This is a genomic window from bacterium, from assembly GCA_016708315.1.
Lineage (GTDB): Bacteria > Zixibacteria > MSB-5A5 > CAIYYT01 > CAIYYT01 > JADJGC01.
The window spans coordinates 440,795-465,355 of the sequence record JADJGC010000003.1; the positions used below are offsets into that span (position 1 = coordinate 440,795).

A 24,561-nucleotide genomic window follows, 5' to 3' on the forward strand; every position below is an offset into this window, starting at 1 on the left:
CCCGCGTGAGCGCTCGAATCCCGACTTTCGTTACTCTCCTGATTGTACTTTCGTTTGCAGTTCAAGCAGCCGCTATCGATCTGTCTCAGATGAATCGTACCGAACAAATGCAAGCGTTACTGAGTGCCTATAATGAAAAAACCGAAGTCGCAGCAACTGCATTGGGAGATGAAGGAGTTCCGGGAACCGGGATAATACAAAAGTGCGGTTTGCCGCTTGCCTTGCAGATTAGAGCATTGGAAAACCAGTATGGCACGATAGCCGGTTTCGAAGACGTGATGGCGCGACCCGCAAATCTCCCGCTTAACTTCGATTCGCCGGGTGGTCACTTTAAAATACACTATACCATGACACCCGGAAGCCGTGACACTGTTCATACCCGCTACGGTGACAATAACAGCAACGGCGTTCCTGACTATATCGATATTGTTGCGCGAATCGCCGATTCCTGCTGGGAACATCACATTAATCAACTTGGATTCATTGAGCCAATTGATGATGGCACGGCTGGTGGCGACGCACGGTATGATGTTTATGTTATGAACCTCGACAGTCGCATCTATGGCAGCACGGTACCTGATGAAGAGATTGTAGTTGGTGGAAGCTATAAAGCTACTTCTTGGATGGAACTAGATACCAAATATGAAGATTACCAGGGATACTCGGATCGTCCGATAGCGGCACTTCAGGTCACCGTCGCCCATGAGTTTCTGCACGCGATACATCTGACTTACGACAGCAGGGAAGTGTGTACGGCGCCAAGTTGTACTCCATCCAATTATAATCCATACTGGCTGGAGATGTCGGCTGTGTGGATGGAAGAAGAAATGTATGATGGCGTAAACGACTACTACAATTACCTCGGGTACTATCTGCCGACTGTGCATAAAGCTCCTTACTACATCAGCGATGACGGACTGAGCATCTATGGTGCGGCCCTCTTTCCGATTTTTCTTGCTGAGAAGTACGGCAAGGAGGTCAATCGGATCGCCTGGGAGTACTGCGGTGCGACAACCGGCGAGAACTTCTTTTCCGGGGCGATTCAAAGCGCGCTTGCTGATCATACCGGTGGTACTGTCAACTTGGAGCAGGCATGGACCGAATACTCGCGTTGGTTATTCTTTACCGGGACACGGGCTCGGACAGGACGTTACTTCCCGGAAGCAGCCAGCTATGGTATGGTACCAGACGAATTTTCAAACCCGACGAGAGCATACATCCGCTATTACTCGGAATATCCAGTAACGACTGCTGAAAGTGGAGACAATCAATTTCTACCGTCAGAGTTGGGCATTAACTTCTTGGTTTTTCGAACCGGTTCCTTGGCAAGCGGATTTGTTCTGGATTTCACCGGTGTAGTTAGCACCAATCCCTCAACAGAATGGCGGAAATCGGTGATCGCTTACGATCGTTTCAATGCAAACGGTCTCTTTCGAGTGTCAGATATTGTCTATCCACTGAACACACAAGTTCAAGTCGAAGACTTAGACGCTATCACTGATGTACTAGTCATCCCGACAATCGTTAATACCGATCTCAGGCGTCTGTCAAATTCATATCGGTTCAGCGTGGCTGACACGTCGGTGCAAATCAGTGAGAACAAAGTGTTGTTTGCAAATACCAAGTTGATTGCTTCAGATGCCGTCGATCGCCCATTGACGGTGATTTTTGATGTCGTTCAGACTTCCGATGTTGACATTAGTGTCTATACAGTTGCCGGCGAGCGGGTCTACAAATCGGAGCGCCTGACCGTTAATCCTGGTGATCCGTACTCGTTCACTTGGAATGCAAAGAATGGAAGTGACGAATTAGTTGCTTCAGGTATCTACGTAGTGCAGGCACGGATTGGCGATGAAATCCGGCATCAGAAGATCTTAGTGGTCAGGTGACAACCAGGACAGTCGCTGGCATCGGGATTTTTACGGCTCTGGCATATGCCGGCTCATTCGTCCTGATGGTAATTCCCAATGCGACTCTCTCCATCCTAATAGTGTTCTTTGCCGGATACTGCATCGGCAGGCTTGGCGGATTCGTGACTGGCGTAGTGTCGTCGGCACTCATTTCTCTTTTTAATCCATACGGAATGGTCATCTTGCCACTGCTATTGGCGCAGCTGTCTGGCTATTCTCTCGTCGGCCTACTCGGCGGGGCATTTGCGCAAAGGCTGGAGCCGCGAACCTCACTCGTCTATGTCGCCGTGCTTGGATCCTTAGGCGTGACTACTGCGCTTCTGTACCACGTTCCTGTTTCGATTGTAGATGCGTGGCTGTTCGGGCCGTTTCGAGAAAGGCTAATTGTCTCGCTTTCCTTTGTGATGGTGACCGTACTATCCAATTTGGTCTTCTTTGTGGTGTTCTTCCCAATTCTTGCAAAACTCCAAAAAGTCGTTAACTTTTCCAATGGCCGGTAGCTCATCAGTGTCAATTGCGCCGATTGAGAAGGGCAGTCTGGAGTTGAATTGTATCGCATTGTTGGCATAATCGTAGCGCTTCTTGTTGGTGGTTACTCCGCTGCCAGAGCTCAGGAGTCTGAGAATGACAGCACGAAAGCTGTGCAAGCGCCCGATTCGCTGCACGAGTCTGATCAGTCGCCTGCACTAGATGACAGTCTGCCGAAGATCACCAGACCTCGATTCATAAGCGTCAGTGACAGCTTAATTAAACTTCTATTCGGAAGATTTGATGGCCAGCAGGGATTTCCGGATCGTCCGCAATCATCCACCACTTGGCAATCGGAGCCGGCGCTCTATCGGCTTGCCGTGGGTATGTGGGGGGATATGGAGACACTCTATCCACTCGGGTTGACGCCAAGTCATCTCTCACGCTCGGACAATCTAGTTGGCGAACAGAGTTTTGCGAACCCGGTTCCACTGCCGTACTCGGAAGAATGGGTTCGGGTCGAACCTTCACAACGATTCTATCTCTTGACACCAACTCTTAGCGGACTGGTTCTTCCACTAGGGCGGAGCACAAGTATGTATCAACAATCCGATCTCGTGGAGTTTGATACTGCGACAAGTAGCGTCTATGTTAATCGCGGACGCGGTGGATTTGCTAATACGACTTTTGAGTTTGCCAGCAATTTCGGCAGTTTCGGCAGTATTCGCGCCGATGGTACCTTTCAGAAAAACGACGGTCTCTATTCCGGAGCGGATTCAAAACTAAGCAGAATGCGTTTGACAGTTGAACCGCGATTGAGCGACAATTTGTTGGGAAGAGCACACTATTCGTTCAATCGATTACGCGGAAGCAAAGTATATTTTCCGACAGATTTTCAGTTTGATGGCAATGTGACCGACAATTTCGCGACGCTCTCTACATCGCTTACGTATCTGAGATCGGAAGATTCGCAATTTGATCTGCGCCTTAGCTATCGAAATGACGACCAGCGATTTGACGATGCTGGGGTCAAAGCAGAACAGCGGTTTCGCGTAGTCGAGTCTCAGCTTGAGTTTCAGCGTCGGCATTTGAAGAATACGACCTCAGTTGCAGTGACTTCGCGATATCTAAACTATCAAAGTCAAGGAATGGGTACTTCGAGTATCTACTTCGATGCCGGATTGCGTCGCTTAGGTGCAATATCCGAGCGAGCAAGCTACTTTGCATCAGCCTCCTTGGTTGGTTCCGACAAGCTCAGCCCGGCTCCAAATGTGATGGCCTCATCATCATTTCAAGCGTCCACTAATACTACCTTGTCCGTCATCGGCGGTTGGCGAAGCATTCAACCGCAACCTGAGATGTTGTTCATGGAGCCGGTGCATGCTGTGCTTGCCGACACGGTTGTGACGTATTCGATATCTTCCGATCCTGACTTAGGCGTTGGCTCAGCGGCTAGTTTGGAGATGGTGCTCAATTACAGTAGACCGAGATTGAGCATGCAGGTAGTCGGAGGCGCAATAAACATGATGAATGTCTCGGAGTGGCAGTTTAGCGAAGACTCGCTGGAATATGGAAGATATAGCGCCGTTGAGGTTGACAAGAATGTCTTTTATGGCACGCTGAAGGTGCATGCAGAGCCCTTCACTCGGGTAACCGCCAACGCTTCTTACGGACTAAGGCATGTCAGTAGCGGTGGCAATGAGATCACCTCGGGTCCAATTCACACCGCGAACGGATCGGCTTGGTATCGATTTCCTATCAACCGTTTCAGATTGTGGTTAAATGTCGGGGCTGGCGCAACATTCCGCTCTGCTGCTAATCGTTATCTTGCCGGAGGCGTTGAAGATGGTGTGATCTTGACCGAAACGTACTTCAGTTTTGATCTCAAGCGTTTTCATTTCTATTTCAATTACCAGAACCTCCTTGATGTGGAGTATACGCTAAACAACATACAACAACCAGGTCGATCCGTCTGGTGGGGATTCAAATGGAATTTTGTGGATTAGTGCAGTTTCATGAATCGGAGTGATGCATATCAGCTTGTCGTTGAGAAAATTGGCGAAGGCAATTTACTAAAGCACATAATCAGCGTTGAAGCTTTGATGCGCCGGTTAGCAGAGCACTTTGGCGAAGATGTTGACCGCTGGGGATTGGTTGGATTGCTCCATGATCTGGATTATGCTGAAACAGCGAACGCTCCTGAGCGACACACTTTTGTCACGAGTGATTGGCTCAGCACTTATCCCGAAATCGATGATGCAATGAAGTACGCTATCCACTGCCATGCCGACCACAAGCCGTGCGTCTCGCGAATGGATTGGGCGCTCTATGCCGCCGATCCGACAACCGGCCTACTGACGGCGTCAGCGCTGATGCATCCGACCCGGAAAATCGCTGAAGTGCAAGTCTCGTCGGTCATGAAACGGTTCAAGGACAAACGATTCGCTGCCGGGGCGCGACGCGAAGCAATTTCGAAGTGCTCCGAGTTGGGATTATCCTTGGAAGAATTCCTTGGACTCTCGCTTGATGGTATGCGCCGGATTTCATCTGAATTGGGATTGTAGGAAAGGGAAGTGGTAGCAGAGTGTCGATAAGCGGAGAATACTCACGTCTCAAAGCCCAAATCGGCTGGGTGATGTATGACTTCGCCAACACGATTTTCTCAATGAACATCGTAACCTATTTCTTTTCACCTTGGATCATCGAAGACCTCAAGACTAAGGATATCTACTTTTCTCTCAGCTATTCGGCATCGATGCTTTTAGTCGCTGTGACATTGCCTGCATTGGGGAGAAAAGCCGACCTCGGGGGATCGCGACTTCAGAATCTGCGAACATTCACTTTTCTCTGCGTGGCAGCAACAGTCTTGCTTTCTCTGTTTGCCCTTCTCAATCTATCGCCGTTGGTCACAGTCGTTGTGGCACTGATATGCTTCGCTGCAGCCAACTACTTCTATGAAGGCGGGTTGACATTTTACAATGCACTGATATCGGATGTGTCAACCCCGTCGACTGTAGGCAAGATCTCCGGTATAGGGACAGGGATCGGCTATGCCGGCTCAATCACGGGACTTCTAATCGTCTTTCCGCTCGTCGGGATGAACCTGATTGAGGGTCTCTCGGGACGAGTGTATACATTCCTGCCCACGGCGCTACTATTCTTGATATTCGCGTTGCCATGCCTTTACTGGGTCAGAGAGCAGCCCCGCGCCAATGTAAGTGCCGTCAAAAAGGAGTCTTTTGTCGAGAGCCTGAAGCGCGCAGTAAGAGATACACGGCAGTACCCGGGATTGGTCCGTTATATGATTGGCAACTTCCTGGTGATCGACGCAGTCAATACCGTCATCATCTTCATGGGAGTGTACTCCAGCACGGTAGTTGGCTTTGAGGAAGACGACAAACTCATCCTCTTCATTACTTCCACTTCATTTGCGCTTGTTGGCTCTATTCTCTATGGCTACCTCACGGACAAGATTAGGTCAAAACCGGCAATGTTGATTTCAGTGTTTGGCTGGATAATCTCTCTCGCTGCTGCCACTATCGCCTCGGAGAAAGTGCATTTTTACATAATTGGGGCCTTCTTCGGCGTATTCCTCGGAGCCGTTTGGACGGCGAGTCGACCACTCTTGAATAGTCTCGTTCCTGAAGAGAAGCTGGGACAGTTCTACGGTGTTTATTCGCTCTGTTCGAAAGCGGCGGCGACGCTTGGCCCTCTCATTTGGGGTGTTGTCGCCCTGCTTGGCGAGCAACACAAACCACTGGGAAAGTTTGCCATTGAGACACTCAATCGGGTAGGAATAGTCCTCTCAGAGGGTGCCGCTTCGAGTATCCATTATAGATTGGCGCTTGCAGCACAGATCGTCGCCCTCGTGGGTGGATTTATTGTTCTTCTAAAAGTACCGAACCGAAAGCAGTACCAGGAAGACCAACAACGCAGCTCATTGCCATAAAACCCTACACAGCAGCGCATTAGGGCTGTTCAAAGTTCGCGATTGCCATTTCGGCAATTCCTGCTATATTGCATTAACAACCTCGCTCTTAGACGGAGGCGTTCTGCTTAGGATTCTGCTTTTCTGTGTCTTCCTTTCGATGTCCTCATCCGCTCTTGCGGTTATTCCGTGGCCAATGGAGCCGTTCGATTCATCTCATGCATTAGGGAATTCGTACGGCGAATATCAGGATTACGGTGGCACTCCGTACATGCATCCCGGAATCGATATCCTGCATCCGGCATTTACACCCGTATATGCAGTCAAGTCTGGCTGGGTGAAGGCAGTTCTAACAACGGCAGCTGAGCTTCATTGGAGGGTTGCAGTCGGAGATAGCGCCGGACCAGACAGTTGCGATGGCTGGCTTTACGCACACCTTGACGAGCAAAGTATTACTGTAAGCGTTGGCGATTATGTGGATAGTGGGCAACAACTTGGAGTTCTTGTGACATGGCCTACCTCCAACTTCCACCACCTTCATTTTGTGAAGATTAGAAACGCAGGTCTTACCTGGGCTTCCAATTGGTTGTTTGTAGGTAATCCGCTTGATGAACTTGTGAATATTGATGATTTCGTATCACCTTACTTTCTGAACATCAGTACCGGGGCGAAATTGCGGTTTTGCCGCGACAACACAGACGTGTTCTTTAACGCAGCATCGCCACTTGACGGCGATGTTGACATCATTGCCAAAGCGCACGATCGGATTGGCCATCCAACGTGGGTTGTAACGCCAAACGAGATGAGCTACCAGATCTATTCGGATTCGGTCAGCCTCGGTCCCTTTACGTCCTTCGTGTTCACCGGCGATCTCCTTTGGGACCAATCTTATCACACGCTGTACAAGAACACGGCGCCCTGCAACTCCGAGGGCGATTACGTCCAGCGGCAGTTTTATGAGATAATTACCAACCACGATGATGATGTGACAATTGAGCCAACTGACGTAAGCGGCAAGTGGGCAACGGGTTTGGTTCCAAACGACACCTACACGGTCAAGGTCTGGGCAAAGGACCGTTACGGCAATCTCGCTACTGACAGCATGACCGTTTCGACTGCCAACTTTTACACCATTTCTGGACATGTCAGAACAAGTGACGGTAATCCCTTTAGCGAAGATTTCGTTGTTGAGATCCCGATTTCGTCGATCAACATGGGATTGGTTGATTCTTCATTTTCGTTTATTGCGCAGCCAGCTGGGAGATATCAGGTCAAGGTAACTCGACCGCGCTACCAACAGTACTCGGCGATAACGGATGTCTTCGGTAATCTCAATATGAACGTCGTTCTTGACCCCGTACCTTACACAAATGGCGATGTCGATTTCAGTGGAAGTGTCACAATTTCTGATGTGGTATTCCTAATCAGCTTCATCTTCTCAGGCGGGCCATATCCAAATCCCTGGGCAACAGGCGTGCATATTGACTCCAATTCAGCGGTCACTGTCTCGGATGTTGTCTATCTGATTAACTACATATTTGCCGGCGGACCGCCGCCCGGCCAATAGATTTCTCAAAAAAACTTAAAATTGTTGAAAATGTACTGACAGGAGCTGTCAGTGGTAGGTGCTATACTTCCTGCAAAAGGAGGCGAAGAACACCTGCCGTCAGGCTAGTGTCTCTTTGTTCTCGGGGAGTTCGGGGTCCAAGCCGGACTCCCCACACTTTTTGTGGGAAATCCCCGCCCAGGTCTGCAACCGCAAAAAACACACAAAGTTGCGCAACCTTTCGTTATGAATCTCGTAATTCCCCATCAGATGATGATTGAACCAATTTAGGAGGAGCGATGCCCCGGCTGAAAATTCTCACCGCAATTAGCTTGATGATTCTGCTTGGGTTTGCCCATGCGTCTGCAGAATCTGGCCGAATCTACGGAAAACTATATACAGTTGATAACGACGTGTTTGAAGGTTGGATACGCTGGGACAAGAATGAAGCGTTCTGGGACGACATTATCGACGGTACCATTGAAAAGGACCGTCGTGATGCCGATCGCAAACAGGGCAAACGGCGTTACAAGGAATCGAAAGGCAACTTCGAGTTATTCGGGCTTTCGATAGGTGAGGGAAATTCAGTTTTCGGTTTCGATATCTCCTCGGAGTCACAACTACAATTTGGGCATATCCGCACATTGGCTCGCGATCGCGATGACGGTGCGACACTGACACTCAAGAATGGTGAAATAGTAATCTTCAATTCCGGTTCTGATCTCGGCCCGGGCCTCCGTGAAATCCTTCTCAACGATGCCAAGGAAGGCGAAATCTACTTCGATTGGGACGACATCGATCATATCGACTTCATGCAGGAAGCGAGCGAGCCGACGGATGGTTTGGAACGTTTGTATGGTCGAGTCAGTACGAGACGTGCCGGCGAATTCACTGGATGGATCGAGTGGGACGTTGATGAAGTGTTCTCTGACGATGATCTCGACGGCGACGAAGATGGCGGGCGAACGCGAAAAATCAAGATGGGACGGATTGCATCGATTGAAAGGCGTTCCTCATCATCAGCCTCGTTAATACTCAAAGACGGCAAGGAAATGGTTCTTCGTAATTCCAATGATGTGAACTCCGAGAATCGCGGAATTGTCGTAAAGTCCAATGAATTTGGGCGCGTCAAGATCAACTGGAGCGATTTCGAGAAAGCGGAGTTCTTGCCTGTACCCAAGGCCGACCTGCCGGCCTACAAAGATTTCGATGGCGGCGGACGCATTCGGGGAACAGCGACCACTGAAGACGGCGAGGAATTCTCCGGAAACATCGCCTGGGACAATGACGAAGAATTTACTTGGGAGCATCTTAATGGCGAGTACAAAGGCGTTGAGATTGTGATCCCGTTCGCCATCATATCCACGATAGAGAAGAGTTCGCAGCGCAGCGCCACGGTTACGCTTAAGAGCGGCAATACCTACATTCTCAGCGGCTCAAATGACGTCAATGAAGAAAACAAGGGCATCTTCGTGATTCGGGAAAAGGGCAGTACCGAGCAGATTGATTGGTATGACTTCGCAAAGTTAGTAATCAGATAGATAAGTAACGAATCTCCTCACAGTGATTCACCGCCAGCCCCGTTCTGCGAAAGTGGAACGGGGTTTGTGTTTGAATGGTGTACCACAGATAATTGTAATCCAGCTACCCCTCGTGAAATAATTCACATTTTATCGTTGACAAAGCCATCCTGAAACCCGATAATATTAACCGTAGTTTAGGCTCGACATGGGATCGTCCTGGGTCGGCCGTCTACCTGTTTGCCAACACAATATTCGGGGCAAACAGCGTGTGGCACATAGAGAAACCGTGTCATACGGCATGATTTGAGAATTGACACCTATTTGTCAGGCAGGTTACGATGAGTATCAGCACCTTGGCGAGGGAAATCGCTGAATCGCCGACTCTGAAGCTTAACGAAGAAGCCCAGGACTTGCGCGATCGCGGCGAGGCCGTCATCCATCTTGGCGCGGGCGAGCCGAAGAGCAAGGTTCCTTTTGAAGCGCTTCTGAACTGTGCGGCGCAATTGTCGACCGCTGAAGTTCGCTACACACCGACTGAAGGCATTTCACCGCTACGCAAGGCGATTATTCGCTATACGGAAGAGAACTACGGCAAGGTAGTCGGCAAGGACAACGTGCTGGTCTCCGGCGGCGCCAAACAAGCATTGTCGGTGCTGTTGACGACGCTGATTAACCCGATGGACGAAGTGATTATTATTGCGCCGTACTGGGTAAGTTACCCGGAAATGGTTAAGATGGTCTATGGCAAACCGGTAATCGTTACGCCGGGGGATGGACGATTTGAGCCGCGACTGAAAGATATCATCGACATGACCAGCTCTTACACCAAGGCGGTCATTCTCAACAGCCCGAACAACCCATCCGGTGTCGTATACTCAGAAGCGTTTGTAGCTGAAGTAGTCGAGTATTGCGAAAAGAAGGGCATTTACCTGATCGTAGATGACATCTATCACAAGCTCGTCTTTTCGGGCAAGAAGTGGACATCGTGTTACAAGTATGCCAAGGATCAGTCCGACAATTCGCGATTGATCGTAATTAACGGCGTGTCGAAGCTCTATGCGATGACTGGATATCGCATTGGCTGGACGGTCGCGAATCCGCAAGTCATTGAAACTATGATAAATGTACAGGCACAAACGACCTCGTGTCCGGCTGTGCTTTCTCAGATCGCTGCGGTAGGCGCGTTGACAGGAATTCAGACCGGTGTCGAGAGCCTGCGTCTGATGCTGGAGAACAACCGCAAAGTGATGGTGCAAGAGCTGAATGCGTTCGAAGGCGTGAAACTGATTCCGCCGGATGGAACATTCTATGCGCTTCCTGATTTCCGCGCTTACAGCAATGATTCAGTGGCTCTTTCAAAGACGCTATTGAAGAAGGCGATGGTCGTCGCCGTTCCCGGTAAGGAATTCGGCATGGAAGGCCATTTGCGCTTGAGTTTCTGCGGGACAATCAAAGATATCATGGAAGGCGTTGCACGCATCAAGTGGGTGCTCGATCCGAGTTCTCCCAACGAAATCTACATCGGCGACAGAAAGCTTGTGAGGGACTGGCAATGAACAGCAACTACTTGAATATAAAGTCACCTGCGCATGATATTGCCAAGGAACGCGCCAGCGATTTTGGACTAAAGCATCACGGGTTGACCAATCTGCACATGGCGTATTGGAACTTGGTAGAGCCGGCGCTTTACGAAGAAGCGATGTTCCGCCGCGAAGGCAACATCTCGCATCTGGGACCGCTTGTTGTCAACACGGGCAAGCACACTGCGCGAGCTGCTAATGACAAGTTCGTCGTTCAGGAAGCTACCACTACCGACAAAATTTGGTGGGGTCAATACAATCGTCCGTTTAGCGCAGATAAATTCAGTGCCGTGTATGCACGCCTTCAGGCGTTCCTTCAGGATCGCGACCTTTTTGTGCAAGATTGCTATGTCGGCGCCGATCCGAACTATCAACTGCCGATTCGCGTGATTACCGAGTACGCGTGGCATTCGCTGTTTGCTCGGAACATGTTCCTTCGCATTGACGCACTCGATCAACTGAAGCGACACGTCCCGGAGTTTACAATTATCTCAGTGCCGTCCTTTCAGGGTGTGCCATCAATCGATGGTACCCTAACACCGACGTTCATCCTGCTTAATTTCGAGCAGAAGCTGGTGATCATCGGCGGGTCGGGCTACGGCGGCGAAATCAAGAAGTCAGCGTTCACAATTCTCAACTACTTGCTGCCACTTCAGGGCGTGATGACCATGCACTGCTCGGCAAATGTCGGCAAAGCCGGTGATGTCGCGCTATTTTTCGGATTGTCCGGAACCGGCAAGACGACACTGTCTGCTGATCCGCGGCGGCGCCTGATCGGTGACGACGAGGCTGGCTGGAGTGATGAGGGAGTCTTCAATTTTGAAGGCGGTTGCTATGCCAAGGTCATCAATCTGTCTGCATCTGCAGAACCGGAGATTTATGCCTGCACCAGACGGTTTGGGACGATTCTCGAAAACGTGATTTATGATCCGATTACGCGTCACCTTGATCTCGACGATGATGAGCGCACCGAAAATACGCGCGCTTCATATCCGCTCGAGTTCATCGAAAACGCCTTGCCGGAAAAACGTGCGGGCCATCCCAAGAACATCATCATGCTGACCTGCGACGCATCCGGAGTCTTGCCGCCAATAGCGCGGCTGACGCCGGATCAGGCGCTATATCATTTCATCTCAGGATATACGGCGAAAGTATCCGGCACCGAAATCGATCTCGGCAAGGAGCCGGAGATCACGTTCTCGGCGTGCTTTGGCGCTCCGTTTATGGTGCATCATCCGTACTTCTATGCCGACCTGCTTAAGCGCAAGATCATCCGCCACGATGTCAAGTGCTGGCTGGTCAATACCGGCTGGACAGGCGGTCCTTATGGAGTCGGTAAGCGCATCAGCATCCGCTACACGCGCGCGATGTTGGAAGCGGCTTTGACCGGGCAATTGGAGAACGTCGAATATCGCGAAGACAAGCTCTTTGGATTCAAGGTGCCGCTGACTTGCCCCGATGTGCCGGCTGAGGCGCTGTATCCGGAAAATTCATGGCCGGATAAAGCGGCTTATGCCAACCGCTACAAACAACTGTCGGCGCTGTACATTGAGAATTTCAAGAAGTTCAAAGATGGATGCCCGGAAGAGATTGTTGCGGCAGGACCGCGGCGGTAGAAGTTAGCAGAAAACATCAGGCTCGTTATTCCGGCGGACACCGGAGTCCAGCGTAGCTCAATGGCAGTAGAGATAAGCCGTCAGGAGAAATTCTGGCGGCTTTTCCTTTCCGAACGGTGCGATTCACTTTCCTCTTGACTCGATCCGAGCTGAACGATAGCTTTGCGTTAACAAAACCAAACACAGGAAACGCCTCAAAGGACAGGAGAGACGCATGAAACGCGTTATATTCGCAGGTATTATGTTATTTCTGGTAGCAGGATGCTATCACGCCACAATCGAAACTGGTGCCGCACCATCGACAACTGTTTATAAGCAACCGTGGGCTTCATGCTGGGTCTATGGATTGGTGCCTCCGAAGACGGTGGAAGCCCAGGCTAAATGCCCGGGCGGTGTCTCGCGCGTTGAGACGCGACACTCATTTTTGAATCAAGTAGTCGGTGCATTGACTTTTGGAATTTATACTCCGATGGAGATTACGGTTACCTGTGCAGGCACGGGCACTGCTGATGCCTCCGAACCGGCCATTGACATCGTTTGCAAGACCGGCACGAATGACGAAATCGAAAAGGCTTTCGCTGAAGCTGCAACCAAGGCGGTCGAATTGGGACGACCGGTGTATGTGCAGATTGTGGACGAGGGTGAGCAGACGGCTTACTAATCGAACTCTGAACTGTCGAGCTAAGTGCGGTCGATGGCTGCATTGACCGCACAATCTGAGAGAAGATCGAGAGCATTCCTTATCATGACCAACTTCTTCAACGCCTACGAAGACCGCAAAATGGCGGAAGCATACGCCAAACTGGAATTTCCGGGGACATATTACCTGGCGTTTCGCGACCTGCCCGATATCATAGGCAAACACGTAACCGGCAAGCGCGCGCTCGATTTCGGTTGCGGTGCGGGACGCTCGACTCGTTTCATCGAACGGCTTGGCTTCACCGCGACAGGAGTCGATATTTCGGCCAGCATGTTGGCCCTGGCTCGAGAGATTAATCCGGCAGGGGACTATCGGCTGGTCGACGAAAAAGGACTTCGGTCATTCTCCAGTGCATCCTTCGATCTCATTCAGTCAGCCTTCACCTTTGACAATATCCCAACTCGTGAACAGAAGCTCGGAATCCTCCGTGAAATCGCGCGCATGCTGGCTCCAAACGGCCGCTTCATCAATCTCGTCTCGGCGCCGGAAATCTACTGGTATGAATGGGCGTCGTTTACAACGAAAGACTTTCCGGAGAATCGCATCGCCAAATGCGGCGATATCGTGAAGATCATCAATACTGATATTGCGGATAGCAGACCCGTCGATGATATTATCTGGCCAGACAGCGACTATCGCGATTTGTATGCCGAGGCCGGGCTTGAAGTCGAAGCCAAGTACAATCCGCTGGCGCGGGCGGAAGATCCATTCGAATGGGTCAACGAGATGCAGATTGCCCCGTGGTCGATATACGTTTTGAAGTCGGTCTCTCAAGGTTTTAGACTCCACCTTCCTTACGATTCCGTGCGGTGCAAGACGAGACGCCATACCAACTTAGGCGCCTCGAAATTCCTTCCAACATCCTTGCCCCTTAATCGCCAATTAGGTATACTCTCCCGCATATGAATTACCGCTTCAATCCATCCGACAACTACGAGCGCACAAAGCAAGAAGTGGGCTACTTGCCGCGAACTGAGGCGACGCCGGATACGTATAGCGCCCTCGGTTTCAAGTGCGGGCTCGAAGTTCATCAACAATTGCTGACCAAACAGAAACTCTTCTGCCGCTGCCCTGCTGGAATATTCCAGAAGCCGAATGATTACGACGCCGAAATCATCCGGCATATGCGGCCCACTCTTTCGGAATTGGGCGAATACGATGGAACGGCTTTGATGGAGTTCAAGACGCGGAAAAACATCGTGTACCGCATCAAGGACGCGACTGCGTGCACCTACGATATCGATGATACACCGCCATTCCCGATCAATCGCGAAGCGCTTGATATTGCTGTTCAGATTGCGTTGATGCTCAAGACGAACATTGTGGGCGAGCTGCATGTCGCCCGAAAACAGTATCTCGACGGCTCGATTCCGACCGGATTCCAACGAACCGCAATTGTCGGCATCGAGGGAACCATCCCGCTCAAGAACAAAACGGTTCGCATTATTCAGATTTCCATCGAAGAAGATTCGTGCCGCGAGGTCTCGGATATTGGCCATTGGCGCGTGTATCGCACCGACCGTCTCGGAATGCCATTGATCGAGACGGTGACCTATCCTGATATGCTCACTCCAGAAGAAGCTGCCGAAGCTGCACAATACATCCGATTCCTCAATCGCGCTTCCGGCAAGGTGAGAATTGGAATTGGCGCCGCACGAGAGGACGTCAATGTCAGTATCACCGGCGGCACTCGTGTGGAGATCAAAGGCGTAGCACACATTCAATGGATTCCGAACCTGGTCCATGTCGAAGCCTTCCGCCAGCGTTCGTTGTTGTTGATCAAGGCCGAGTTGGCGAAGAGAGGATTGGACCCCAAGAGCTGGACAATATCACACAAGGAGCTTGACCCGGACTTGCTGCCGCGTGAACAGAAGGCAATCAAACGCGTTCGTGCTCGTGGTTGGGAGTTGCTCGGGATTAACCTGCCGAAGTTTGAGGGTATCCTCTCGCACTTCACCCAGCCCGAACGGATGTTCGCCGACGAAATCAGCGACCGTCTCAAGGTCATTGCCTGTCTTGAACGCCCGAATATGCTGCATTCAGAGCAATTACACCTCTTTGGCGACGAGCAAGAGCTGATCGATATCCGCGATTACCTTGATGCTCAGCCGGGCGATGCGCAGATTGTTCTTTGGGGACCGCCGGATGATATAAAGACTGCGCTTGAGACAATCGAAGAGCGCTGCAAACTGGCAATGCAAGGCGTTCCGAACGAGACCCGCAAGTCAATCTCCGATGGTACGACGATTTTTGAGCGTGTCCTTCCGGGCGCCGACCGCATGTACCCGGACACAGATTCCGCGCCAATTTCTATTGACGACAATGTCATAAACGAAGTGCGCAAATCGCTTCCCGTCGATGTGTCTGACCGCATGGCGCAATTGCGAAAGTGGCAGGTACCTGAGGACTGTTTCGCATATATCCTTCGTAACAACCTGATTCCTTTGATCGAGACGATCACTGCTGAATGCAAGCAAACGCCGCGCTTCGTTGCGACAATGTTCGGTCATGGGTTGAAGAATCTGGAAGGCAAGAAGAAGGCCCAGCCAGACTTCAGTTTCGAGAAGATCCACCAATTACTTCTGTTTGTCGAAAAACGAAATCTCGGAAATGAAATCCTGAAGAAAATGCTGCCGGTGACTTATAGCCATCCGAACATGGATTTCGATTCGGTGCTGACGACTGTCGATTTTCGCGAACAGAAGATCGAAGAGATTCTCGAATTCTTGCCGGCATTGCGCCGCAAGTACCTTGAGATTCGCAAGCGGGAGGGCCACGAGGCCAAGATTCGTTGGGTGATGGGGCAGATGCGCAAACGCGCGGTCGGCAATGTGTCGTTGCGTGAACTTCATGAGCGAGTTTCCAAGGAGATCGTCGGTGGTTGATCTGTTTAAAGGCTACAAGGGCGAGGCTCTCGCGACTCTGCAGAAGTTCAATGCGCGTGTATGGAGTCAGACAAAGGTCGAAACGACACGCGGAGAATTCAAGGGAATACTCTTGCCGCGTTCGGAAAATGACGACGAAAGGCATATTGTCATAAAGCTCGTCACGGGATACAACATTGGTGTTGCAACTGAGACGATAACCAACATGACTGAAGAGGGCTACAAAGAAGCTCACTACAAGATACCAGAGAAGGAGTTCCCCAACCGTCCGGGCCGCCCCAATGTCAAGCTCCTCGGTACAGGTGGGACAATTGCTTCACGATTGGACTACCGTACCGGTGCTGTGATTCCGGCATTCTCTCCCGGCGAGCTATATGGTGCTGTACCGGAGCTGGCAGACATCTGCAATCTCACAACGGAGAAACTGTTCGCGGTGTTTTCTGAGAATATGGGACCGGAGCAGTACAAGACTCTTGCTATTGCAATCGGGAAGGAAATCGAGAAGGGTATCGACGGCATTGTCATCGGACACGGTACCGACACAATGCACCATACCGCCAGCGCGCTCTCGTTCATGGTACAAGACTCCCCAGTGCCAATTGTCATGGTCGGTTCCCAGCGGTCATCCGACCGGCCGTCATCTGATGCGGCTCTCAACTTGATGCATGCTACGAAGACGGCTGCTGAATCGGACATTGCTGAAGTCATGGTCTGCATGTTTGGGCCGACTTCAGACGAATATGGTCTGCTACATCGCGGCACACGAGTTCGCAAGATGCACTCGTCTTATCGATCGACATTTAGAACGATAGGGGATATACCTCTTGCGATGGTGGACCGGCAGAAGATCACACCGCTGAAACCAAACTATAATCGCCGCCGAAGCGACCGCAAAGCCAAGATCACGCCATTCTTCGAAGAGAAGGTCGCGTTGGTGTATTATTATCCGAACATGATGCCCGATATGATCACGTCACTGATCGACAATGGATACAAGGGTGTCATTATTGCGGGTACGGGATTAGGGCACATCAACAAGCCGCTTTATCCGGCGATTGAGCAATGCGCCAAAGCGGGTATTGCCGTCTACATGACAGTGCAGACCCTTTGGGGTTATGTCCATATGTTTGTGTACGACACGGGCCGCGACTTGATGAGCAAAGGGATCATTCCGTTGGCGAATATGCTTCCGGAAGTGGCCTACATCAAACTTGCCTGGGCGTTGGGACAGACAAGCGACTTAGAAAAAGTCAAAGAATTGATGCTTACGCCCGTAAGCGATGAAATTACTGACCGTGAGCCATACAATGGCTACTTGATTTTCCAAGGCGGAGTGCCGGAAGTCGAAGAATTTTTGAAGCGGATTCATAAGTAGTCTGTAACTACTCTCCGCTGTGGTCGAGTCAAGTCTCGATTAAATGCAAACTGGCGCCAGTCCTCCTGAGAAGATATGGCCAATGATTCGCACAGCGTCACTGACTGACAGTGACCCATTGCCATCAGCATCACCAAGTGCAGTGCATCCCATCGGCGGCGGTCCACCCGCAAAATAGAAACTGACCAAGTATACTGCATCCGAAATGCTCAATTGCCCGTCACCGTTCGCATCGCCCGGGACGAGGCAACAGGTTCCAAAGAAACTGGGTTGCACCGGTGCGCTCCAGGTTGCAATCATAGGCGTAATCGGACCGTCATGGCCCGGAGGCGCCTGCGCGGGGACATAGTCGGCGAATTCAAGATTGATTAGGCGGGATGCTGTATCAGCTGGCGCTGAAATGAACACGCGTGCCAAGGGAGTCGAAGGACCAGGCGATGAAAAAAAGATGGGAAGACTATTCATGACGAAAACACCTGGAGTCGGAGGGACAACTAGGAGATTGTGTACATCAGTGAACCAACTGCCACTCACCGGAAAATGGACCGAGTCGATTTGAGCTGGTGTCGAGTCGACCAAGATTCGTAACGGTAACTGCAAACCGGCAAGCTCAGGTGCATCCAGCGCGAGATCGACAATACTGTGCTCAAGGTGAGCAGGAAATGCAGCCGTGTGTCGGATGCGATATCCGACGGTCACTGAAGGATCCCATGCAGGATCAGTCGGTGGACAGTAGAGATTGGGCTCGCACCAACTGAACGTGCAGCTAAAGATTCTAGCTGCGTCGTTAATGGTCCATTCCTGATGGAAGTCAAAATCAGCTATGTCGAAGTCGGCCGGAGGCGGTCCACCCTCATAGAGATAGTTCAACATGTAAACTAAATCCGACATTGAAAATCCGCCGCTCCCGTTAGCATCGCCGCATGACTGGCCGTAGGCGCTCGTTGGCAGGATAAGAAATGCAAAGAAAACGATCGTTGATAACGCAATTCGTAACATTGGTTGCTCCTTCCAATGGACTTGCTCAAACGATGCAGATTTGTGTTGCCCACAAAGATGCAAACAATTTCTTGATACTCAAATATAGATATACGAACAGATTTTAGCAATACTGAATTTCCGGACAAATCCGGATCGCAGGAGTTAAGTCATGCAACTTCCACTGATCGCGCTTTGCTTCATCGTCTTCGTGGTATTGGCGTATCGACTCTATGGCCGATGGGTCGCGAAGCAGTTTGCCATTGACGATTCTTCAGCTACTCCCGCGAATACTAAAGGGGATGGCGTTGATTATGTACCGACAAAGCCATTCTACTTGTTCGCTCAACACTTTTCCGCAATAGCAGCAGCTGGTCCGATTGCCGGACCAATCCTTGCTTGTCAGACCTTTGGTTGGCTGCCGTGTCTATTGTGGATTGGACTTGGAGTGGTGTTGATTGGCGCTGTCCACGATTTCTCGAGTCTCACGGCATCGGTAAGGCACGGCGCTTGTTCTATTGCTGAGATTACGCGCGAACATCTGGGAACTACCGCCGGTCGTGCCATGATGGCTCTCATTTGGGTCACTCTGATGTACGTGATTGTTGCATTCACAGATATCACTGCATCGAGTTTTGTCGGCAAGACGGAAGAGCTCGCAGGGGTTGAAACTGCATTCAACCCCGGAGGCGCCGTTGCTGCCGCGGCGATTATGTACCTCTTGCTTGCTGTCGTGATGGGTTTCGTTCAACGATACCTGAATCCGCCTCTTTGGCTGCTAACCGTGATCTTCGTCCCAGCGACGTTGGTACTGGTATGGCTTGGCACACAAGTCTCGACGTTGCTCATCCTTGACGTCAAAACCTGGGGCTTGATCATCCTCGCATATTGCGCGGCGGCATCGCTCATGCCTGTCTGGATGTTGCTTCAACCGAGAGGATATCTGGGCGGGTTCATACTCTATATGGCTCTGGCATTGGGAGTCGTAGGGATATTTTTCGGAGGCTACGAGATAAAGCAGGAGGCATTCCGATCGTGGGATGTTGGCGGTATGACCGGAACGCTTTTCCCATTTCTATTCGTTACAATCGCGTGCGGTGCTTGCTCGGGATTTCACGGCTTGGTTTGCAGCGGTACAACCTCCAAGCAAATCGCCAAGGAATCGCATATGCAGCCAATCGGATTCGGCGCCATGCTGGCAGAAGGATTTGTAGCCTTGATTGCTCTGGGCACGATCATGATTGTTGCCAGCGGGGATATCGTCGGACTCAAGCCGGGAACGATCTATGGCAACGGTATCGGGAAATTCATGTCGCTAATAATCGGCGAAGAGAATCTCAAGTTCGCCATTACTTTCGGCGCCATGGCGTTTTCGACTTTTGTGTTTGATACTCTGGATGTATGCGCTCGATTGGCACGGTACATATTCCAAGAACTCACGGGATGGCAGACATGGGCAGGTGGATTAGTCGGGACTCTGATTACTATTGTCTTGCCGGTTTACTTCATTCAATTCTCACCGGAAGGCTCTTGGGTGCGTTTTTGGACGTTGTTCGGTTCTGCGAATCAACTGCTAGCTGCACTGACGTTGCTAACCGTGTCGATGTGGCTTCATCACAGTCGCAAGCGTATCGCGTTCACTCTCCTTCCGATGTTGTTTGTCCTTACGATTACGACTTGGTCACTGATTAAATTGACGATTGCCAGTTTTGCGGGTGCAGAGGGTTTTGATACGACACTTATAAACGGATTGCTGTCGCTCTCCTTGACTGGACTGGCGATATACCTTGTGATAGCAGCACTGCTCAGGAATAGGTCGGATCGAAGGCAGGCAGCGGTTCACTAAATTTGTGTTCAGCAAAACCAATAACAAAAAAGGCGGGCCGCTTTTAACGACCCGCCAATTCGCGAAAAAACGCTATGTCGATTACCGCAAGTTAGTCATTCTTGATTCGCATTGAATAGAACGAACGGTAGACGAAAACGACTGAAACCAGGAAGAAAACGGTTGCAAGAAGCAATCGCGTTCCCCGGGTCAATTCAATAGCCAACTCCACAGCGAGAACGCCGAAGAGCGTCGTGAACTTGATTACTGGGTTCATTGCCACCGACGAAGTATCCTTGAACGGATCTCCAACTGTGTCACCGACAACCGTCGCGGCATGAAGCGGAGTTCCTTTTTCACGAAGCTCAGTTTCAACAATCTTCTTGGCGTTGTCCCAGGCGCCACCGGCGTTAGCCATGAAGATCGCCTGATAGAGTCCAAACGCCGCGATTGAGATCAAGTAACCGACGAAGAAGTATTCATCCGCGCAGGCAAATGCGAGCGTCGTGAAGAATACCGTAATGAAGATATTGAACATGCCTTTCTGAGCATATTGAGTACAAATCTCAACTACTTTCTTACTGTCGGTGACTGATGCTTTCTGAGAACTGGAATCCAAGCGAATGTTCGCCTTAATGTACTCCACCGCGCGATAGGCACCCGTCGATACCGCCTGAATCGATGCGCCAGTGAACCAATAGATAACGGCTCCACCAGCGATCAGACCAAGCAAGAACGGCGCGTGAAGAAGCGAGAAGTACGACCCTGCTGCGTTCAACATATCAGTGATACCTTGCAGAGTGCGCTCGCCGTGGACTTCGCCGCCAAGACGTTGCGAAAGCAACAACAGAATCGAGAATATCAAGGTCGTCGCGCCAACGACTGCAGTGCCGATCAAGACCGGTTTTGCCGTGGCCTTGAACGTATTTCCGGCGCCGTCGTTCTCTTCAAGACAAAGTTTTGCCGTTTCGAAGTTCGGCGTAAAACCAAAGTCTCTCTTAATCTCATCCTTGATTCCGGGCAGAGTCTCGATCGTAGATAACTCATAAACTGATTGAGCATTGTCTGTCACCGGACCATAGGAATCGACAGCGATTGTTACCGGACCCATGCCGAGGAACCCAAATGCAACCAAACCGAAGGCAAACACCGGCGCTGCCGCCATAATGTCGCCAACGCCCATGGTGCTGAATCCCCACGCGACCGCCATTAGGGCAACGATCGTCAAGCCCATCCAGTAGGCGCTGAAATTGCCAGCGACCAAACCGGAAAGAATGTTAAGAGACGGGCCGCCTTCTTTGGAAGCAGTGACGACCTCTTTAACGTGACGCGATCCAGTGGAGGTGAATATCTTGACCAACTCTGGAATCACTGCGCCTGCTAATGTTCCGCAAGAGATGATCGATGCCAGTTTCCACCACAAGCTGCCATCTCCGAGAGTGGGCAGCATCAGGTATGAAATGACGTAGGTCATTATGATTGAAATGATCGAAGTAATCCAAACGAGAGTTGTCAACGGGGTCTCGAAATTGAAACGAGCCAGGTTGGCAAATCGTGCTTTCGCGATAACGTCATTGAGCCAGTATGATCCAATACTGGTAACGATCATCATTACTCGCATCACAAATATCCAGACAAGCAATTGAACTTGCCAAGCTGGATTGAGGACCGCGAGAAGAATGAAGGTTATCAACGCCACTCCGGTGACACCATAGGTCTCGAAGCCGTCAGCAGTAGGACCGACGGAGTCGCCGGCGTTGTCACCGGTACAGTCGGCGATTACACCCGGGTTACGCGCGTCGTCTTCCTTGATGTTGAACACGATCTTCATCAGGTCGGAGCCGATATCGGCAATCTTAGTGAAGATACCGCCGGCGATACGAAGTGCCGCAGCGCCCAAAGACTCGCCAATTGCGAAGCCGATAAAGCAGTATCCTGCCAAGTTACCGGGGACAAAGAGCAAAATCGCCAACATGATTATGAGTTCAATCGAAATGAGCAGCGTGCCGACGCTGATGCCGGCGCGGAGCGGAATCGCGTATGTCGGGAATGCCTTACCTGTCAGTGAGGCAAATGCCGTTCTTGAATTCGCGAATGTATTGATTCGAATGCCGAACCAAGCCACAACATAGCTGCCGGCGATACCGACAAGGCTGAACAGAATGATGATTATCAAATTCGCCGCACCAACCGGCCTAAGCCAGCCGAAGTACACCACCATAATGACAGCGATGAACGCCCACAATATGAGGATAAACCGGCCTTGAGTCAGAAGGTAGGTCTTACAGGTTTCGTAAATGAGTTCAGAGATTTCGGCCATTGACTTATGAACCGGAAGTCCTTTGAGGCGCGCGAATGCGAACCAGCCAAACAACATCCCAAGGAAACAGACAGCAATACCGATCAGTAATAGATTGTGGCCAGTCATGCCGAAGAAGCTCTGCTGACTGAGATCTGGCACTACAATGTCCGCCTCACTACCAAACGCCTGTGGTACAATGCCAATTACCATTGCTGCCAGCAGTGCAATTCGATTTAACATCATTCTCAAGTTGAACCTCGCTTTTTCACACTTGCTCATAGATTATTACCTCTCTTCAGAACGGTAACAAAGTGTGTTGGCTTTGCGCTCATGACACTCCTTCCTGATTAATTGTATTAACCCTATTACTTAATAATAACTCATTCTCTACAGACATAAATTCAGCCGGAAGCAAGATTAAGCTCTTGTCGCACATCACCGACGAATTTCTTGAGTCAATTGGGCGGGAATATATGAAAATCCGAAATCATTAGCCACACAAAACTGCGCCGCCGTTGACATTCAGAATCTCGCCAGCAATGAATGTGGACAAATTTGATGCGAGAAAGACAATTGGGCCGGCAATTTCATCGGGGGTGCCCGGTCTGCCAAGCGGAATCAACTTAAGGTGGCGCTGTGCATCCGGGGCTATCAGCTCGTCATGGCTCATGTCCGTATCCACCCAACCGGGTGCAACACAATTTACTCGAATATTGTAAGGAGCCAGTTCCGGTGCCAGCGACTTGGTCAGGCTGATAATCGCTCCTTTGGATGCGGCATAGTGAGAATGAAGCGCCTCGCCCCGTTGACCGGCAGTTGATGCAATGTTTATGATGTTTCCGGATTTCTGCGCCTTCATGCCTGGAACAACGGCTGATGTGGGGAAAAACACGCCGTTGACATTAATGTCGAGCATCTCATTGAGCTGAGATTCGGTCATAGTATCAATCGCAGCTTCTTTCCAGATTCCTGCATTATTGACAAGAATATCGACTCGTCCAAATTCCTTTTTCGTGAAGTCGATCATTGCTTCAGCTTCAGATTTCCGCGAGACATCTGCGCGAAAGGCGAGACATCTGGTTCCGGCCGCACAGGCCAACTTCACGGTTTCGTTAGCAGCCAATTCACTGCTGAGGTAGTTGACAACGACATTGCATCCACACCGCGCGAACAGTATTGCAGCCGATCTGCCTATTCCGCGCGACGCGCCGGTAACGATGACGACTTGATCTTCTAATCCTAACACAAATCTATGCTCCTTATCCGAAAGCCGTACCATAACAAAAAAACGGTCACTTGGAAAGTGACCGTTCTAAGAATCAAACAAAGAAAATCGACTTAGCCTTTGCCGCGAAGTTCGAAGATTCTGCCTTCAATCATCAACAACTGAATCTTCTCGGTCGCAAGGCTGACGAGATTGAGCAATTGCTGTGCTGTGGCGACTTCCTCAACTTGCTCGTCAACGAACCAAGCAAGGAAATTGCCGGTCGCATGGTCGTTTTCCTTCGCAGCGAGATCGACACATTCGTTGATCAGTCGTGTAATCTTCTTCTCGTGATCCAACGCGGTCTGTACGATCTCTTTGACAGACCCATAGTCCGCTTTGGGGGTCTCGAGCGTTCCCAATTTGACAGCAGCGCCGACTTCGACCAAGTAGCCGGCTATTTTGGTCGCATGGGACATCTCTTCGCCGGCCTGCATCTCGAACCACTTTGCATAACCGCGAAAACCCATTTCATGGAGTTTGTACGACATAGCTAGATAGGTCCAATAGGAGAAGAACTCCTCTTTGACTTGTTGGTTCAGCTTAGCCGACATGGCTTCAGAAATCATCATTTTCTTGTCTCCTCAAAATCTATGCACACGTTTTGGCGTGTGGTTGAAATTCCAATCTAAGTTCGTACGTAGCCTGTTATGTCCCAATT

General features: G+C 50.6%; 18 protein-coding genes. 14 read left to right on the forward strand and 4 right to left on the reverse strand.

Going from position 1 to position 24,561, the window contains the following annotated elements; all coding sequences use genetic code 11:
- The first annotated feature begins 5 nt into the window (after window positions 1–5).
- The 13 genes from IPH59_05010 to gatD all read left to right on the forward strand — a co-directional run bounded on the left by IPH59_05010 (window position 6) and on the right by gatD (window position 17,531).
- Window positions 6–1,889 carry a hypothetical protein gene (locus IPH59_05010; GenBank protein MBK7091067.1) on the forward strand — a complete coding sequence of 628 codons (1,884 nt, stop codon included), beginning with the start codon at window positions 6–8 and terminating at the stop codon, window positions 1,887–1,889.
- Window positions 1,886–2,410: an ECF transporter S component gene (locus IPH59_05015; GenBank protein MBK7091068.1), complete on the forward strand. Its 525-nt coding sequence runs from the start codon at window positions 1,886–1,888 to the stop codon at window positions 2,408–2,410. Before IPH59_05010 ends, IPH59_05015 begins: the two co-directional genes overlap by 4 nt.
- Before the next feature lie 48 nt (window positions 2,411–2,458).
- A complete protein-coding gene (locus IPH59_05020; protein MBK7091069.1) occupies window positions 2,459–4,384 on the forward strand; it encodes a hypothetical protein in 1,926 nt (641 codons plus the stop codon).
- Window positions 4,385–4,393: 9 nt separating this feature from the next.
- The gene (locus tag IPH59_05025) at window positions 4,394–4,942 is read left to right on the forward strand and encodes an HDIG domain-containing protein (protein MBK7091070.1); all 549 of its coding nucleotides are present in this window, start codon (window positions 4,394–4,396) and stop codon (window positions 4,940–4,942) included.
- Window positions 4,943–4,962: 20 nt separating this feature from the next.
- Window positions 4,963–6,327 carry an MFS transporter gene (locus tag IPH59_05030; GenBank protein ID MBK7091071.1) on the forward strand — a complete coding sequence of 455 codons (1,365 nt, stop codon included), beginning with the start codon at window positions 4,963–4,965 and terminating at the stop codon, window positions 6,325–6,327.
- 139 nt (window positions 6,328–6,466) lie between these two features.
- Complete coding sequence (locus IPH59_05035; protein MBK7091072.1) at window positions 6,467–7,873, forward strand: peptidoglycan DD-metalloendopeptidase family protein; 1,407 nt, start codon at window positions 6,467–6,469, stop codon at window positions 7,871–7,873.
- A 278-nt stretch (window positions 7,874–8,151) separates the two neighbouring features.
- The gene (locus IPH59_05040) at window positions 8,152–9,393 is read left to right on the forward strand and encodes a hypothetical protein (GenBank protein ID MBK7091073.1); all 1,242 of its coding nucleotides are present in this window, start codon (window positions 8,152–8,154) and stop codon (window positions 9,391–9,393) included.
- A 320-nt stretch (window positions 9,394–9,713) separates the two neighbouring features.
- Entirely contained in the window at window positions 9,714–10,931 is a 1,218-nt protein-coding gene (locus IPH59_05045) for an aminotransferase class I/II-fold pyridoxal phosphate-dependent enzyme (GenBank protein ID MBK7091074.1), read from the forward strand.
- Entirely contained in the window at window positions 10,928–12,571 is a 1,644-nt protein-coding gene (gene pckA, locus IPH59_05050; GenBank protein ID MBK7091075.1) for a phosphoenolpyruvate carboxykinase (ATP), read from the forward strand. The genes IPH59_05045 and pckA overlap by 4 nt, the downstream gene beginning before the upstream one ends.
- A gap of 214 nt (window positions 12,572–12,785) precedes the next feature.
- Window positions 12,786–13,232 (forward strand): Bor family protein, encoded by a 447-nt coding sequence (locus tag IPH59_05055; protein ID MBK7091076.1) that lies wholly within the window; start codon window positions 12,786–12,788, stop codon window positions 13,230–13,232.
- An 84-nt stretch (window positions 13,233–13,316) separates the two neighbouring features.
- The gene (locus IPH59_05060) at window positions 13,317–14,177 is read left to right on the forward strand and encodes a methyltransferase domain-containing protein (GenBank protein ID MBK7091077.1); all 861 of its coding nucleotides are present in this window, start codon (window positions 13,317–13,319) and stop codon (window positions 14,175–14,177) included.
- A complete protein-coding gene (gatE, locus tag IPH59_05065) occupies window positions 14,174–16,156 on the forward strand; it encodes a Glu-tRNA(Gln) amidotransferase subunit GatE (protein ID MBK7091078.1) in 1,983 nt (660 codons plus the stop codon). The genes IPH59_05060 and gatE overlap by 4 nt, the downstream gene beginning before the upstream one ends.
- A complete protein-coding gene (gene gatD / locus IPH59_05070; GenBank protein ID MBK7091079.1) occupies window positions 16,149–17,531 on the forward strand; it encodes a Glu-tRNA(Gln) amidotransferase subunit GatD in 1,383 nt (460 codons plus the stop codon). Before gatE ends, gatD begins: the two co-directional genes overlap by 8 nt.
- A gap of 39 nt (window positions 17,532–17,570) precedes the next feature.
- Here the strand turns inward: gatD and IPH59_05075 are convergent, their stop codons facing one another.
- Window positions 17,571–18,530 carry a hypothetical protein gene (locus IPH59_05075; protein ID MBK7091080.1) on the reverse strand — a complete coding sequence of 320 codons (960 nt, stop codon included), beginning with the start codon at window positions 18,528–18,530 and terminating at the stop codon, window positions 17,571–17,573.
- A 151-nt stretch (window positions 18,531–18,681) separates the two neighbouring features.
- Between IPH59_05075 and IPH59_05080 the strand changes: the two genes are divergently transcribed.
- Window positions 18,682–20,355 (forward strand): carbon starvation protein A, encoded by a 1,674-nt coding sequence (locus IPH59_05080; protein ID MBK7091081.1) that lies wholly within the window; start codon window positions 18,682–18,684, stop codon window positions 20,353–20,355.
- A gap of 91 nt (window positions 20,356–20,446) precedes the next feature.
- Here the strand turns inward: IPH59_05080 and IPH59_05085 are convergent, their stop codons facing one another.
- From IPH59_05085 to IPH59_05095, 3 genes are all read right to left on the reverse strand, one after another.
- Entirely contained in the window at window positions 20,447–22,879 is a 2,433-nt protein-coding gene (locus IPH59_05085) for a sodium-translocating pyrophosphatase (GenBank protein MBK7091082.1), read from the reverse strand.
- Window positions 22,880–23,126: 247 nt separating this feature from the next.
- Window positions 23,127–23,915: a 3-oxoacyl-ACP reductase FabG gene (locus IPH59_05090; protein ID MBK7091083.1), complete on the reverse strand. Its 789-nt coding sequence runs from the start codon at window positions 23,913–23,915 to the stop codon at window positions 23,127–23,129.
- A gap of 59 nt (window positions 23,916–23,974) precedes the next feature.
- The gene (locus IPH59_05095; protein ID MBK7091084.1) at window positions 23,975–24,472 is read right to left on the reverse strand and encodes a ferritin; all 498 of its coding nucleotides are present in this window, start codon (window positions 24,470–24,472) and stop codon (window positions 23,975–23,977) included.
- Between the last annotated feature and the right edge of the window lie 89 nt (window positions 24,473–24,561).

Excerpts from the sequence above, each read along its gene's own strand:
- IPH59_05060 (MBK7091077.1), top strand. The coding sequence starts at position 13,317 with ATGACCAACTTCTTCAACGCCTACGAAGACCGCAAAATGGCGGAAGCA.
- IPH59_05085 (MBK7091082.1), bottom strand. The coding sequence starts at position 22,879 with ATGATGTTAAATCGAATTGCACTGCTGGCAGCAATGGTAATTGGCATT.
- IPH59_05040 (MBK7091073.1), top strand. The coding sequence starts at position 8,152 with ATGCCCCGGCTGAAAATTCTCACCGCAATTAGCTTGATGATTCTGCTT.
- pckA (MBK7091075.1), top strand. The coding sequence starts at position 10,928 with ATGAACAGCAACTACTTGAATATAAAGTCACCTGCGCATGATATTGCC.
- IPH59_05095 (MBK7091084.1), bottom strand. The coding sequence starts at position 24,472 with ATGATGATTTCTGAAGCCATGTCGGCTAAGCTGAACCAACAAGTCAAA.
- IPH59_05025 (MBK7091070.1), top strand. The coding sequence starts at position 4,394 with ATGAATCGGAGTGATGCATATCAGCTTGTCGTTGAGAAAATTGGCGAA.
- IPH59_05055 (MBK7091076.1), top strand. The coding sequence starts at position 12,786 with ATGAAACGCGTTATATTCGCAGGTATTATGTTATTTCTGGTAGCAGGA.
- IPH59_05090 (MBK7091083.1), bottom strand. The coding sequence starts at position 23,915 with ATGGTACGGCTTTCGGATAAGGAGCATAGATTTGTGTTAGGATTAGAA.
- IPH59_05075 (MBK7091080.1), bottom strand. The coding sequence starts at position 18,530 with ATGTTACGAATTGCGTTATCAACGATCGTTTTCTTTGCATTTCTTATC.
- IPH59_05035 (MBK7091072.1), top strand. The coding sequence starts at position 6,467 with ATGTCCTCATCCGCTCTTGCGGTTATTCCGTGGCCAATGGAGCCGTTC.
- gatE (MBK7091078.1), top strand. The coding sequence starts at position 14,174 with ATGAATTACCGCTTCAATCCATCCGACAACTACGAGCGCACAAAGCAA.
- IPH59_05080 (MBK7091081.1), top strand. The coding sequence starts at position 18,682 with ATGCAACTTCCACTGATCGCGCTTTGCTTCATCGTCTTCGTGGTATTG.
- IPH59_05045 (MBK7091074.1), top strand. The coding sequence starts at position 9,714 with ATGAGTATCAGCACCTTGGCGAGGGAAATCGCTGAATCGCCGACTCTG.